The sequence below is a fragment of the Eubacterium callanderi genome, from assembly GCF_900142645.1.
In the GTDB taxonomy this organism is placed as follows: domain Bacteria; phylum Bacillota; class Clostridia; order Eubacteriales; family Eubacteriaceae; genus Eubacterium; species Eubacterium callanderi.
Genome location: NZ_FRBP01000005.1, coordinates 314,314 through 327,006 on the forward strand (window position 1 = coordinate 314,314; position 12,693 = coordinate 327,006).

Annotated in this window: 21 protein-coding genes; 14 read left to right on the forward strand and 7 right to left on the reverse strand. The window is 43.5% G+C overall.

Annotation, left to right across the window (positions count from 1 at the left end):
• Positions 1 to 44 precede the first annotated feature (44 nt).
• Together ftsX and BUC22_RS08515 are read left to right on the forward strand one after the other, a co-directional pair.
• Positions 45 to 974: a permease-like cell division protein FtsX gene (gene ftsX / locus BUC22_RS08510; protein WP_123876033.1), complete on the forward strand. Its 930-nt coding sequence runs from the start codon at positions 45 to 47 to the stop codon at positions 972 to 974.
• Between the two features lie 49 nt (positions 975 to 1,023).
• Positions 1,024 to 2,157 carry a murein hydrolase activator EnvC family protein gene (locus tag BUC22_RS08515; protein ID WP_013379076.1) on the forward strand — a complete coding sequence of 378 codons (1,134 nt, stop codon included), beginning with the start codon at positions 1,024 to 1,026 and terminating at the stop codon, positions 2,155 to 2,157.
• On the opposite strand, the gene BUC22_RS08520 is transcribed toward BUC22_RS08515, so the two are convergent.
• The gene (locus tag BUC22_RS08520) at positions 2,158 to 2,730 is read right to left on the reverse strand and encodes a DUF1836 domain-containing protein (RefSeq protein ID WP_013379077.1); all 573 of its coding nucleotides are present in this window, start codon (positions 2,728 to 2,730) and stop codon (positions 2,158 to 2,160) included.
• A 147-nt stretch (positions 2,731 to 2,877) separates the two neighbouring features.
• Here BUC22_RS08520 and trhA point away from each other — a divergent pair, with 147 nt between their 5' ends.
• Together trhA and BUC22_RS08530 are read left to right on the forward strand one after the other, a co-directional pair.
• Positions 2,878 to 3,534: a PAQR family membrane homeostasis protein TrhA gene (trhA, locus tag BUC22_RS08525; protein WP_013379078.1), complete on the forward strand. Its 657-nt coding sequence runs from the start codon at positions 2,878 to 2,880 to the stop codon at positions 3,532 to 3,534.
• A 485-nt stretch (positions 3,535 to 4,019) separates the two neighbouring features.
• Positions 4,020 to 4,619 carry a zinc dependent phospholipase C family protein gene (locus BUC22_RS08530; RefSeq protein WP_013379080.1) on the forward strand — a complete coding sequence of 200 codons (600 nt, stop codon included), beginning with the start codon at positions 4,020 to 4,022 and terminating at the stop codon, positions 4,617 to 4,619.
• Positions 4,620 to 4,771: 152 nt separating this feature from the next.
• On the opposite strand, the gene BUC22_RS08535 is transcribed toward BUC22_RS08530, so the two are convergent.
• The 5 genes from BUC22_RS08535 to BUC22_RS22530 all read right to left on the reverse strand — a co-directional run bounded on the left by BUC22_RS08535 (position 4,772) and on the right by BUC22_RS22530 (position 8,642).
• Positions 4,772 to 5,818, reverse strand: coding sequence for a tyrosine-type recombinase/integrase (locus BUC22_RS08535; protein ID WP_073382692.1), 1,047 nt, complete (start codon positions 5,816 to 5,818; stop codon positions 4,772 to 4,774).
• Positions 5,819 to 5,985: 167 nt separating this feature from the next.
• Entirely contained in the window at positions 5,986 to 6,477 is a 492-nt protein-coding gene (locus BUC22_RS08540) for a PH domain-containing protein (RefSeq protein ID WP_227929786.1), read from the reverse strand.
• Positions 6,478 to 6,563: 86 nt separating this feature from the next.
• A complete protein-coding gene (locus BUC22_RS22290) occupies positions 6,564 to 7,187 on the reverse strand; it encodes an Ltp family lipoprotein (RefSeq protein WP_073382694.1) in 624 nt (207 codons plus the stop codon).
• 140 nt (positions 7,188 to 7,327) lie between these two features.
• On the reverse strand, positions 7,328 to 8,038 hold the full coding sequence (locus BUC22_RS08550; RefSeq protein ID WP_073382697.1) for an ImmA/IrrE family metallo-endopeptidase: 711 nt from the start codon (positions 8,036 to 8,038) through the stop codon (positions 7,328 to 7,330).
• Entirely contained in the window at positions 8,031 to 8,642 is a 612-nt protein-coding gene (locus tag BUC22_RS22530; protein WP_317985600.1) for a helix-turn-helix transcriptional regulator, read from the reverse strand. The genes BUC22_RS08550 and BUC22_RS22530 overlap by 8 nt, the downstream gene beginning before the upstream one ends.
• A 231-nt stretch (positions 8,643 to 8,873) precedes the next feature.
• On the opposite strand from BUC22_RS22530, the gene BUC22_RS08565 reads away from it, so the two are divergent.
• From BUC22_RS08565 to BUC22_RS08575, 4 genes are all read left to right on the forward strand, one after another.
• On the forward strand, positions 8,874 to 9,062 hold the full coding sequence (locus tag BUC22_RS08565; RefSeq protein WP_038350805.1) for a helix-turn-helix domain-containing protein: 189 nt from the start codon (positions 8,874 to 8,876) through the stop codon (positions 9,060 to 9,062).
• Between the two features lie 158 nt (positions 9,063 to 9,220).
• The gene (locus tag BUC22_RS08570; protein ID WP_073382699.1) at positions 9,221 to 9,439 is read left to right on the forward strand and encodes a hypothetical protein; all 219 of its coding nucleotides are present in this window, start codon (positions 9,221 to 9,223) and stop codon (positions 9,437 to 9,439) included.
• Between the two features lie 85 nt (positions 9,440 to 9,524).
• On the forward strand, positions 9,525 to 9,668 hold the full coding sequence (locus BUC22_RS22070; protein WP_187367892.1) for a hypothetical protein: 144 nt from the start codon (positions 9,525 to 9,527) through the stop codon (positions 9,666 to 9,668).
• Between the two features lie 89 nt (positions 9,669 to 9,757).
• Positions 9,758 to 9,982, forward strand: coding sequence for a helix-turn-helix domain-containing protein (locus BUC22_RS08575; RefSeq protein ID WP_073382702.1), 225 nt, complete (start codon positions 9,758 to 9,760; stop codon positions 9,980 to 9,982).
• On the opposite strand, the gene BUC22_RS22620 is transcribed toward BUC22_RS08575, so the two are convergent.
• Positions 9,873 to 10,148 carry a helix-turn-helix domain-containing protein gene (locus BUC22_RS22620; RefSeq protein WP_073382704.1) on the reverse strand — a complete coding sequence of 92 codons (276 nt, stop codon included), beginning with the start codon at positions 10,146 to 10,148 and terminating at the stop codon, positions 9,873 to 9,875. The two genes, BUC22_RS08575 and BUC22_RS22620, sit on opposite strands and share 110 nt — an antisense overlap.
• A 99-nt stretch (positions 10,149 to 10,247) precedes the next feature.
• Between BUC22_RS22620 and BUC22_RS08585 the strand changes: the two genes are divergently transcribed.
• The 6 genes from BUC22_RS08585 to BUC22_RS08600 all read left to right on the forward strand — a co-directional run bounded on the left by BUC22_RS08585 (position 10,248) and on the right by BUC22_RS08600 (position 12,580).
• A complete protein-coding gene (locus BUC22_RS08585) occupies positions 10,248 to 10,487 on the forward strand; it encodes a hypothetical protein (RefSeq protein ID WP_073382706.1) in 240 nt (79 codons plus the stop codon).
• Positions 10,465 to 11,271, forward strand: coding sequence for an antA/AntB antirepressor family protein (locus tag BUC22_RS08590; RefSeq protein ID WP_073382708.1), 807 nt, complete (start codon positions 10,465 to 10,467; stop codon positions 11,269 to 11,271). The genes BUC22_RS08585 and BUC22_RS08590 overlap by 23 nt, the downstream gene beginning before the upstream one ends.
• A 12-nt stretch (positions 11,272 to 11,283) precedes the next feature.
• Complete coding sequence (locus BUC22_RS21800) at positions 11,284 to 11,451, forward strand: hypothetical protein (RefSeq protein WP_158577871.1); 168 nt, start codon at positions 11,284 to 11,286, stop codon at positions 11,449 to 11,451.
• Positions 11,448 to 11,669 (forward strand): hypothetical protein, encoded by a 222-nt coding sequence (locus tag BUC22_RS08595; RefSeq protein ID WP_073382711.1) that lies wholly within the window; start codon positions 11,448 to 11,450, stop codon positions 11,667 to 11,669. The genes BUC22_RS21800 and BUC22_RS08595 overlap by 4 nt, the downstream gene beginning before the upstream one ends.
• Before the next feature lie 93 nt (positions 11,670 to 11,762).
• Positions 11,763 to 11,912, forward strand: a complete 150-nt coding sequence (locus BUC22_RS22205; protein WP_187367902.1) for a hypothetical protein — start codon at positions 11,763 to 11,765, stop codon at positions 11,910 to 11,912.
• Positions 11,909 to 12,580, forward strand: coding sequence for a phosphoadenosine phosphosulfate reductase (locus BUC22_RS08600; RefSeq protein ID WP_073382714.1), 672 nt, complete (start codon positions 11,909 to 11,911; stop codon positions 12,578 to 12,580). Before BUC22_RS22205 ends, BUC22_RS08600 begins: the two co-directional genes overlap by 4 nt.
• The last annotated feature ends 113 nt before the right edge of the window (positions 12,581 to 12,693 follow it).

A 12,693-nucleotide genomic window follows, 5' to 3' on the forward strand; every position in this document is an offset into this window, starting at 1 on the left:
AATAATTTGCATCCAGGCGGGTGCAGATGAGAGGGAGAATGTTAATGGGAAAAAGAAAAAAGGAGCATCATTTTTTTTCGATGCTGAAAAGTATTTTCAGGGATACGGCTCAAAGCATTGAGCGGAATAATCTGATGAGTATTGCCTCCATTCTTTCTGTTGTCGCGGCTCTGATCATTCTGGGGATTTTTGTGATCTTCACCGTGAATCTCCAGCACATTACAGAAAATGTGGAATCAGCCATGGAGCTGCGTGTTTTTATGAAAACAGAATACACAGAGGATCAGAAAACCTCGGTTGAGACAGCGCTTCGCGGTAACAGCCAGGTGACAGGCATCTCCTTTGAGAGCAAGGACGAAGCCCTGGAAAAATTCTCTTCAAGCCTTGATGATTATTCAGGCCTTTTAAAAGGATACGACAGCAGCAATAACCCGATGGCCGCATCGTTTATTGTCCAGGTGCAGAATCCGGAGGACCTGGGGAGCGTCAAAAGCTTTGCCGAAGGGCTGGCGTCCCAGGGGGTCGATTATGTCAAATATGGTGAGGAATACGTCAATGCGCTGGTAAGCTTCAGTAAGTTCAGCAATACGCTGTGTATTGTCATACTGGCAGTGCTTTCCGTCATTTCGGTCTTCATTATTTATAACACCATCAAGCTGACCTGCTTTGCCAGAAGAAGGGAAATAGGGGTCATGAAGTATGTTGGCGCAACGGACTGGTATATCCGGCTGCCCTTTATACTGGAAGGGACCTTTCTCGGATGTCTCGGGGCGCTGGTGGCTATGCTGATTATACGCACAGGTTACTACTATGCCATTGCCTATGTCACCAACGCGGTCAATATGCCTATGAACAGCGACCTGGTATCTCCGGCGCTGATTATGGGGCCGATTTTTGTGTTCTGTCTGGTGTACGGTATTATTATCGGCGCCTTTGGCAGTTTGTTCTCAATCAGGAAATTTTTAAATGCTTAGAGATAAATGTGTAATTGTTAGTACAAAGAAGGAGAGATAAGTAAGGTCTATGAAGAAAAAAATGTGTGGTTTTCTGGCAGGATTATTATGTTTTCTGATGATCTGCACCCCTGTTTTTGCGGAGGGGAATGACGATTTGATGGCAAAGCTGAAAGAGAGTGCGCAGAGAATTAAAGATATGTCGTCTCAGATGGAGGCGACTAAAACCAGTATGGCTGAAATTGAAAAACAGGTCAACGAGTCAAATGCGGCCATCGACGCCATCAACAGCCAAATTGCGGATCTGGATGCCCGTATGGCAGACCGTAAGGCTCAGATCGCCGTGCTGCAGGAACAGCAGGACAAACAGGAAAAGGAACTGGAAGAGCGTCTCCGTGTCATGTACATGTACGGGAATGACGGTTACCTCCAGGTGCTGTTCTCCTCTAATAATTTCACGGATTTTATCGCCCGGGCCGATATGATGAAAAATGTCATGCAGGCCGATAAGGACGCGGTAACCGCCCTTGAAAACACGAAAAAAGAGCTGGAAGAAAAAAATGCTGGACTGGAAGCGGATAAAGCAGCGGCAGAACAGGCTAAAGCGGTTCAAAATGAAGCGAAAGAACAGCAGAATCAGCTGCTGGCAAAAAACCAGGCACTGATTGAGGAATACAAGGCCGGTATCGCGGCTGAACAGGCAGCGGCGGACAGCATTGCCAAGCAGATGGGCGGAGAAAAGGCGAGTGATTTTATCCAGACAGGTGAGTATTACTGGCCCATCTCACCGGATAACTCTCAGGCCTTTAATATCAGCAGTCCCTTTGCCGGACGTATCCACCCGATTACGGGCGAATGGTCCAACCATCAGGGCGTTGACGTAGCTGTGAGCTACGGCACCCCTATTCTGGCAGCTGGCGACGGTACGGTTTCCATCGCCGGGGATAACGGCGGTTATGGCAACTGCGTGGTCATCAACATGGGGACAGATGGCAGCGGTAATAAGCTGGCCACGCTGTACGGCCATATGTCTTCAATCGCTACCTCAGTGGGTGCGACTGTCTCCAAAGGCGACATCATCGGCTATGTGGGCAGCACTGGTAATTCCACCGGCCCCCATCTTCACTTTGGCTGGATGGTCAATGATAATTTTGTCGATCCATTGGCTTATTATCCGGGACAAAACTGGAACTACGTAGAATAGTTATTCCGCATCCGGGGCCATTTCATCCAGAAGCTTTTCAGCGAGGCGTTTGTAATTAAGGCTCTGCTGAAACAGCAGCAGACACATCAGCATTGAATCCGTCGATTCCATATTGGACTCGGCGGTTTTTTCTTTGGCATTTTTGACGACGCGGCGCGCGTCGTCCTTCAGTGCGCCGAGCTGTCCGGCCTGGCTGTCCAGGAATTTTTGGTATACAAACTGAAGCTTTTCGTGATCCACCGACTCTCCATCCCTGAGAAAGCCAAAAAGTGTTTTGATATCCTCCATGGAGGTTACCTGCTTCAGCTGGTAGATCAGAAGCATGAGGAGCACATGGTCCACTGTGTACTTTTTCTTCTGGGCCGGGATTAAAAGCTTGTTTTTAGTATAGTTGTTAATCATGGTCTTAGTCAGCAGCTTGTCCTCAGGCCTGCGCTTTGTGGGCGCCAGATGCTTTTCAAAAAGTGTGATGAGCTGGTCCATGTAAAGGTCCAGATCCGGGATGTCCTGTATGGTGATCTGGCTGTCAAGCTGCAGGCTGTCAATCAAGTCAAAAATTTGTTCTTCTGTCATGGAGACCTCCTTGTTATTTCTATTTATTTTACGCTAACGCCACAAAAAAGACAATATCAAAAACGCATTTGACATTGTATACAGATTGTGATATATTTTAAAGAACGCAATACATAGTTTTAAAAACTACATAAGGAGTGACACAAAATGATTGAAAAATTCAGAGACCCGATGAGTGCGCTGACCCACTTGATCGGAGCCGTCTTATCCGTAATCGGCACCATCGCCATGCTGGTCCTTATCACTGTGGAAAAAGAAGTCAATGCCCTGACACTGACCTCGGTGCTGGCTTTTGGACTTGGCCTGATCGCTCTGTATACGACCAGCTTTACCTACCATGCCGTCCACGGTTCACCTGAAAAAATCATGCGCATGAAAAAAACCGACCATTCCATGATTTTCCTGCTGATCGCCGGCTCTTATACACCCTTCTGCCTCCTGTGCCTGACAGGTGTGACCCGGGTGGCGCTGATGAGTGCAATCTGGGCGGTTGCGGTGATTGGCGTGCTGATGATGGTTTTCTGGATTAATATGCCCCGGTGGTTGAACACAGGCCTCTATATTTTCATGGGCTGGTTTGCCCTTTTTGCCCTCAAGCCCCTCTACGACGCGCTGCCCACCGGCGGCTTTGTGTTTTTACTGCTCGGCGGCATTATGTATACGGTGGGTGGGGTTATGTATGGCCTTAAAAAGCCCAATATATGGCCAGAGTTCGGTTTTCATGAGGTGTTCCATGTCTTTGTCATGCTTGGGAGCCTGTGCCACTATTACGCTGTTTTCCGCTATATTTTGATGCCGGCCTGAATTGTGGCATTGTTCATATAGAATTTTGGACGCCAGAAATTTCCATAACAACGCATAACCACTAACTTCGCAGAGATAAAGGAATTCTTTAGCGGTAAAGAATATTTTATATAAACATAGTTGAATAAAAATAAATATTTATTCAAAAATGCCTACCAGAGGTTAAAGAGTATGCCGGTTTTGAAGTATTACCCTCAGATGTTAGTCGTTATGCGTTGTTATGGACTGGTTTATGGAAATGATTTTTGCTGCTGTTGATGAAACCGCAATGTCTTGTTTGAAGGCATTGTGGTTTTCATATTTTAGAAAAGGTTTTCTGGAATAAATTTACTTGTTAAGGGTAAATAACTTATCGGGTTTGTGTTAAAATAATAAATGCCATGTAAAATCTTAGGAAAATCTTCATAATTTGGATTGTATTTTCTTAACTTTTATGGTGTATTATAAAGGTAAATCAAGTTTAATACAGGGGAGCTGAACACTTAATGAACAAACCGACACACCTGATATTTGGAGAAATTATCTGGAAATACCTTGACGAAAACTATGGAATTACATTGAACCGTGCCGGCTTTCTGCTGGGAAATATCGCGCCGGACCTCACTTTTAGCTTTGTCCTTCATCCCCATGAAAGGAAATATGCCTCTGAGCATCTGAGAGCTGCCATCGACGCAGCCATAAAGGCTGGCGATATTATGGACTTCGACGCCGGGTTCTTTCTGGCAGAACGCCTTGGCAGCATCTGTCACTATTGCGCCGATTTTTTCTGCGAGGCCCACACCGAGCGCTATGAAGGAAACCTGAAGGAACATATTATGTTTGAGAAAAGCCTGTACCGCTACTGCGCGCACAACGAGAAGGCACTGGGCGAGACCATGCCGCAGCCCAGAAGCTTTTCCGTTTCCGGAACCGGTGACATCTTCCGGAAGATTGAGGAAATGAATGACGCCTATCTTGCCGGAAAACCCTCCTGCAGAGCCCAGGCAGAAGGCGCCCTGTCCGCCTGCCTCCAGACCGTTGGCACCATCATGACCACGCGCTACTACGCCGCTTTTAATGTGGAACCGGGCTTTTTAGTCCATTAAAAAAACCTGCGAGATGAATCGCAGGTTTTTTGTTTATTGGGATTATTTCATGGCTTCCTCGATGGAAGCAGGAATGACAGTTTTATGCGGGTTCAAGTGATATTTTGTGTCTTAAGTGAGTATTATAGACCTTTTTTTATTTAAGTTTATTGTTACTTATTGATCTTTTCAATTTCGCTTTTTAGCTGTTCCATTGTACGGTGTGTATAGACTTTCTCGGTAACATCTTCGATCGCATGCCCTACGATTAATTTGAGAATATATTCATCCATATTTGCCTCTTTGGCGAAAGTTACAAAAGAGTGTCTTGTGTCATGTGGTTTGTGATCAAAGCCAAATTTGGCATTAATCTTTTTAAAGCGACCACGATATTTTTCATATGTCATGTACGTCCCTTGCTGTCCATTTTCATCATTAAAAAGGTATTTATTCCTTTTATCATATATCGATGAAATAAGAGGAAATATCTTCGAATGAATGGGGACGCAACGGTTTTTTCCAGCATCTGTTTTGAGCCCTCCGAACATTGTGCGTTCCTCCAGATTGATATCTTCAGTTTTTAAAGATGCCAACTCTTGAGGGCGCCACCCTGAATAGATTCCTATAAGTACCATTTTAACGAATGGAAATTCGAGATTATCCCATAAGACTTGAAGCTCTTTATCCGTGAAAACGGTCCTTTTAATTTTAGGCTTTGGCGCCTTGACGCTATCACAAAGCTCAGCGTAATTCTTATCGATTATTTCATGTTTCATAGCATATTTGTACATGAGATTAAAGAGGGACTTTATGCGTCCCTTTGTGGAATCGCCTACCTTTGCATTTTTAATTGTTTGCTCGAGATGATTTACGCGGATCGCTTTCATTTTCATGTTATAAAGCGGTTCGCAATAACGATACGCGCTTTTCCAGGTACGAACCGCGCTCGGGACAATGGCCTCAAAATGTTCCTCAGACCACTTTTCATATACTTCTTTAAATGTTAATTGATCTTGTGCAAGATCATAAGGATTTTTGTTGTAATCAGCGAGGGCTTCTAGTGCTGCCTTTCTGGTGGGATAGTACCCAATTGATTTGTAAAGTTGCTTTGTTTTTCCGGTTGGAAGTAACTCGCAGCCGATCGTAACCCTTGCCCGCCAAGGATTTCGCCGGTTGCCAGGAAGCTTTGAAACGCCCCCATAGCCGTTTGGTAATCGCATAAAATATCACTCCTTTTTCTTTTTTTGGGCATAAAAATGCCCGGTATATTGGAAAATACCGGGATAATGTGGTACAATTAACTTGCTTAGGGTAGATTGTACCGGTCCTATCCCGGGAATCTATGTTATCGCCTCTTACCTTGCAGGGTAGGGGGCGTTATTTTTATTTACTGGTTTATACGAACGTAATTATCATAAGCAATCTGCTGTAAATGATTATACAGATTGGTTATATCATATTTTTTTGGAAATTCGAATTTGCGAGAGTCCATGCTTAATGAGTGCGCTTTATGGTACGGGGTCGTAATATAGCGAATAGTGATTTCACTATCATCAATACCAGCGCCAGCGGTCTCAGCTTCAACGCCTACGATTGAATCAAGATAAATCGACTTGATGCTCATTTTTTTACCTGTAGCGCCTTGCTTGTCAAAATCAATGATCCGGCGATCAGTAACAACAAAAACGTCTCTCAGTAGTTGATACCCGATTTTTACCGTTTCACCAGACATTAAATACATACCGTATTCAGACTGTACCTTTTCCTTGTTCATTTCCTGGGCGTTTCCCATTAAACCTTGAGCGATTCCGCCGCCTGCTGATTTTGATGTTTTTTCCATCAGATTGCTGGTTTTGTCCATTAAATCTTTTAAAGCCATCATTTCCTCCTGATTATTCTTTTTTAGTAGCTTTTGTAGAAATTGAGTGATCGTCCCTGTTCATCAAAACACAGGGACGATTTTACTTATTGCGGAAGATTAGCAATTGCGTAATCCGCTTCTTCTTGGGTGAACTTTTCACCGTATTCAGACGTTAATTGATCCCTGATTGCTTCTGGGGACATGGCCATGGTTTCTTGGTATGATTTAGCTTTTTGCAGGGCATTGTAATTATAGTCCGCATCTAAATTGTCAACCGCATATTGTGCAGCTTCAGCTGAAAATTTTTCTCCGTACTCCGATGTGAGTTGATCATAAAGACCCTGTTTTGACATGTACATGGTGTCACTGTAAGATTTAGCTTTTTTTAGAGCCGATTTATACTCTGTTGGAACATCAGGTGTTGGTTCAGGTGTCGGTGCTGCGGTTGCGGACACGTTAGCACTTGGCTGCGCTTGACTTTGTGTGGTTGGTTCTGGCTGTGTTGTTTGTGTTGGCTTGGGAGTGAACAATGTGGTCAACCAAATGATCGAATAAATAGCAAGAACTATTGTTAATACAATTCTTGCTGTTTTTCCAAATTGCTTATTAACCCACATCATAATGAGCCCAGCGGGTGGTATAAAGATGATCAGTAAAATTACAAACCAATTCTTCTTGTAAAAAGGTGTTTTTTCAACACTACCGCCGTTGTTCATTTCTTCATTCATTTCTTTTTCCTCCTAAAAATATAGATATTATCATTATACACTAATAGAGGATAGATGAAAATGTTTTCTAGCATTTTACTAAAGTTTTGTCCTAGTATCATATCACTATCTCAATGTCGGCAGAATGGAAGAGTTTTTTGTTAAACAAAAAGATTTGAAAGTTCTGAAAATGAGCTGATCACATCTGCTGTTTTTAGAAGGTCCCGTTTCTTTCCATATTTAAAAAATTCGCGATTAAAGGCAAGCCCGTTTTGTTTACAGTAAAAATACAGTTCTACTTTTTCTCTCTGCATTTCCCAGATGGCCTGATCTTTTTTTCCGGCATGGACGGTTCTTTTTCTGAAAAAGGTGTTCCATCTTCTTTGGGCGGCGGCATTTGAGACTCGGAATATCTCGGCTATATCAGCACAGGCGCCATTAAAATCCTTGACGATCCGGTATAGGCTGTAGTCGGGCATAAACAACTGTCCGGTGAAGCAATGCGCCTCTGCTTCTTCTTTATCTTCGTCTTTTTCGTGCTCTAAATAAATGTGGCCAATTTCGTGCGCCATGGTCCATTGCTGCCGCTCAAAGGAACGACGGTCTTCATTATAGAGTACAAGATAAAAATCATCGCCTTTAACGGTACATCCTTCTTTAAGAAGTCTGTTTTTCCCAAACATTACCCGCCGGATCGGAACACCAACCCGTACACAATAACCTTGAACAGAATCAAAATATATGGTTCGGTCATACTTTAATTTTCTTATGTCAAGATGAAATGTGAAAAGGTCATCCTGTCGGTAGAGCAGGTCTGTGGCGGCCTCGATACACTTGTCAAAGTCCGGCTTTTTCGCATAACCGTTATTCATCACCTTTGATTCCTTTGGCTTTTAAGTATAAATCAATTGTATTCTCAAAGAGATTAATGATATCTTCGCGTTCTTCCTCTGAAACGTCGTTTGCTTTTCTGCAAAGAACCAGCAATTTTCTTTCGGTTTCATTTTTGGCGTAGTCTTTTTCGGTAGAGGTATTCTCGTCGTTGGATTCTTTTCCGGTCATAAGATAATCGATTGAGACACCAAAATAGTCAGCGATTTTTTTCATATTATCTGTTTTTGGGGTACTGCGCCCTCTCTTCCAGTCACTTAAAGTAGATTGGGTAACCCCCGTTTCTTTTGATACTTTATAGGCTGTTACGCCCCTCTCATTTAAAAGTTTCGAAAAAGCAAGGTATCCGTTGTCATTTGACTCAGATTTAATTAAATCTTGCACATTTCTGTAATCTGAATTTCCAGTAAGCCAATCTAATGAGACATTGAAATAGTCGGCAATTTTTTGAAGCTTGTCATTCTTAGGAGTGCTTCTGCCGTTTTTCCAATCGGATAAGGTTGCAGTGGCTATACCCGTATCCTTTGACACTCTGTATGGGGTAACGTTATTTTCAGCTAATAAAAGCGCAAAGCGTTCATACATAATTTATCTCTCCGTATCATATTAAATTAACAATATCAAAGAAATGCGTGATAAAACATCTTGACTATCTAAGAAATGCGTGATATAGTTACAGCATACCAAGGAAAACCGAGGTATATAAAAGATAGTCGAGTGTCACGGATAAATGTGATATTTGTTTTTGTTTCGCAACTAAAATATATCACATTTCCGTAATACTTGCAAGCTATTTTGTAGAAAGGGGGGAAAGGAGTGTATAGAAAATACGAAATGTTGCTAGAAAAGTATAAGATTACATCATATAAGGTAGCAAAAGAAACGGGAATTTCCACAGCAACACTTTCAGATTGGAAAACGGGGAGAAGTGTTCCAAAGATCGACAAACTAAAAATTCTCGCCGATTACTTTGGTGTTCCGATTGAGTATTTTTTAGAAGATTAAATCAAAAACCCGCCGGTAGCATTAACAGGGTCGCAACCCTCGTTAAATCCTCCTCAAAATATAGAACGTATCAAGCTTGCCTTGGTTAAACACACGCTAACAGACTTTTACCATAACGCGGCCCTGTTAATCGTACCGGTGGGGGAAAGGAAAACAGAATGAGATATGATCCGGAAAAACGCCTTTCGGTGAAAGAGGCGGCTGAACGCTTATGTGCTACTGAAGACTATGTAAGACGAGCAATGCGGCAGGGAACCTTGAATATTGGCTCTTTTGTGCAGAACCCAGGAGGAAAATACACGTACCATATTTCACCAAAGCTGTTGGAGGAATATATCGGGCATCATGGAACTTTTAATCAGGAGGCCGCCTCATGAACCTTAGTATCGCCGGCCTGCCCTTCGTCCTCCTCGGCATCGCTGTTTACAGCGGTATCTGCCTGGCAGTTCGGAAGGGGTGGCTATGGAAGGATTGATGTTAGAGATTCTGATCTCGTTATGCCAGACAGGCGCCCATATTTATGGAATGGCATTAGCCACCATCGGTGTTTATACCCTTGCGTTTATCGCTCTTCTGGCATGGATGATCAAAGAATTTGGACAATAAAAAGGCCCCACAAGAACAGAGAGGAGTGATATGTGTGGGGCTAAGAGAAACTAATATGTAAAGTATAGCACGGAGAGGAGTAAAAGTCAATGAGCCGAGAAACACTGAAAAAAGCCCGCAAGGATGCGGGCATGACGCAACAAAAGATGGCGGATAAGTTGGACTTGAATCTGAGACACTATCAAAAAATAGAATATGGAGAAATTACTGGTTCTTTCGAGATTTGGGACGCCTTGGAGGACATTCTAGGGATACATCAACGGAAACTCCGAGAGATTTCAGATAGTCATCCCGTCCCAATAGAAAATCTGTAGGTACATCAAGAAAATCTGCAACTTCGGATAGTCCCATAAAGTCGGGTTCAACTTCTCCGCTTTCGTATTTTTGATAATGCCTGAGAGAAACGCCCATTGCATCAGCAGTTTTCTGCTGCGTGATACCTCTGAACATGCGAGTGGCTCGCAGTCTATCGTTAAACATAAAAAACCTCCTAAAAAATTCTTGACTTACGTCCAATTATGGCGTAATATAAAGAAAGAGTATACGCCAATTATTGGCGTAATATATCAGGAGGAACTCATGAAAATCGAAATTACCGGAAGCCGTTGCATCAACTGCAATAAATACACCCAGTATTACACCCACACATGGAACGGGGGATTTGACCCAATTGACTGCGGATTCTGCGGAATGCGCCAGTGTACGACGAGGCCGGGGAACCGATGTAAGCATTATCGGGAAGCGGCGAACGTGAGTGTGTATTACCCAATAGAGAAAACTTTGGAAGGAAAAAAAGATGAATGCATTAAAAATTTTTAACCAAGATGTCATTCCGGTATACACGACTGATACCGGAGAGAAGATTGTGATCGGTCGGGAATTGCATGAAAAATTAGGAATCAAAGAAGCCTATGCCGATTGGTTTAAGCGTATGTGCAGCTTTGGTTTTAAAGAAATAGAAGATTACATTTTATCAGATTTTTCGGATAAAATGTCATGCGGTAAAGGTAGACCGCAGATCAATCATTATCTCAAATTCGACATGGCCAAACACATCGCCATGATCCAGCGCTCTGAAATCGGGAAGGCAATCCGTCAAAAACTCATTGACCTGGAAAAGGAAGTGGCCGCCGGAAAGATTCCATCGCCGAAACAGCCGCCGCTCGGTTCTGTGAATATGATGGCTAAAATCATCAAAGAGGTCTATGGACAGGCCGGGGTTGATCCGAACTTTACGGCTTTGGCTGTGAGCAAGGTTTATAAAGAAAAAGCCGGAATGGATCTCGAACCGCCGCTTGAGATGGGGACGCGTTTTTATGATCAAGGCGAGATCGCAAAGGAGCTAGGGATTTATTCGAAAACGGGCAATCCGCATGCCAATGCCATTGGAGCAATCATTGAAAAGCTTGAAGTTCCGGAGATAGATAAAGTGATTGCCCCTTTTACGAACAATGGACACTCCGGAACAAGTTGGAAGTACAGTCAGCGTGTTGTTGAAACCATTAAAGATTGGATTGTCTCGCACGGTTACCCAGAACGAATTGAACGCAGCAATGGTAAGGCCTGCACGGTAAAGTATAAATATTTGCCGGAAGCATGTTGAGGAGGAAAGACAATGTCAAAAATCAAAGCAATAGACGATCCATTTCCACAAGAATTCATCGAAATGTTTGTCAATATGGCGCTTCGACTGATGAATGAAAATGAGGACTGGATCAAAGATTACGAACAAGAAACGGGGAAAAGTCCGTTTGCAGTTCCCGACCAGGAGGCCGCCTCATGAACGACGGTGTGAAAATTACAGGGAAAGACTTATGGGCCGCGATGCGCATTCAAACCGAGGTGGAGAGGCTTGCAAAATTAGACTGTTTGCCCGGATTTCACTGCGAACAATGTCCACTTGATGGGCTGTTTGAAGTTGGCAGATGCGCGGAGATTGAAGATGTCCGGACCGAGGAACAAGCGGAAATGCTGATGCATGTATTGAATCAGGCGAGGTAGAAGAATGAATTTAAGTATTGCCGGCCTCCCCTTCGTCCTCCTCGGCATCGCTGTCTACGGCGGCATCTGCCTTGCAGTTCGGAAGGGGTGGCTATGGAAGGATTAATGTTAGAAATTCTGATCTCACTATGCCAGACAGGAGCACAGATTTACGGTTTTGCACTTGGGTTAATCGGGATTGGAATTGGCACGGTTGTTGGATTGGCGATATTAGTCGCAAAGGAGGAAGTGAGTAGGAAATGAAAGTGGCATGGTATAGCTGCGGCGTGAGTAGTTTTATTGCGGCGCATCTCGCGAAAGATGTGGATCGGCTGATTTACTGCCACATCGAGAATCAGCATCCCGATAGTCTGCGTTTTCTATCGGACTGCGAGGGATTTTTTAGAAAGAAGATCGAAATTCTCCAATCCGAACACCAAAGCGTCGAGAAGGTTGTGGAAAAGTACCGGTTCTTAAACTCTCCGTATGGGGCAAAATGTACGAATATGCTTAAAAAACAGGTGCGGAAAGAGTGGGAGAAGAAACAGGATGAACCGCTTACCTATGTTTGGGGCTATGACTGCACCGAAAAACACCGGGCAGATCGTTTACAAGAATCCGAACCAGATATAACTCACGAATTCCCGCTCATCGATGCCAACATGACCAAAGAAGACTGCCACAAGCTTTCGAAAAAACTCGGTTTAAAGCGGCCGAAGATGTACGACATGGGCTATCCGAACAATAATTGTATCGGCTGTGTAAAGGGCGGCATGGGTTACTGGAACATGATCCGCAAGGATTTTCCGGAAGCGTTTGAACGGATGGCAAAATTAGAACGGGAGATCGGGCACAGTTGCATAAAGAATTGTTTTTTAGACGAACTTTCCCCGAACCGGGGCAGAAAACCTAAACCAATTTTAGAACAATAAAAAAGGTCCCAAAGCGAAGCCACGCATTAGGGACCAGACAATATGTTACGTGGTTATTGTACCACAGGAATGGAGAAAAAACAATGATCCAATACAGGGGCGTTCCGCCATAA